The sequence below is a fragment of the Streptomyces sp. NRRL WC-3618 genome (assembly GCF_001280005.1).
Classification (GTDB): domain Bacteria; phylum Actinomycetota; class Actinomycetes; order Streptomycetales; family Streptomycetaceae; genus Streptomyces.
In genome coordinates this window covers 1-224 of the sequence record NZ_LGDW01000421.1, presented here as the reverse complement: position 1 = coordinate 224, position 224 = coordinate 1, and the positions used below count along the sequence as shown (strand labels likewise).

The window sequence follows — 224 nt, the reverse complement described above, 5'->3', positions numbered from 1 at the left end:
AGCAGCCACCCTTGAAAGAGTGCGTAATAGCTCACTGGTCTAGTGATTCCGCGCCGACAATGTAGCGGGGCTCAAGCGTACCGCCGAAGTCGTGTCATTCGTACATATATCCCCAACGGGAGTACGGATGGGTAGGGGAGCGTCGTGTGCCGGGTGAAGCTGCAGCGGAAGCTAGTGGTGGACGGTTCACGAGTGAGAATGCAGGCATGAGTAGCGATACACAC

At 56.7% G+C, this 224-nt stretch carries 1 rRNA gene; it reads left to right on the top strand.

Annotated elements, in window-relative coordinates:
• A 23S ribosomal RNA gene (locus ADL01_RS28030) occupies nt 1-224 on the top strand; the annotation flags it as partial.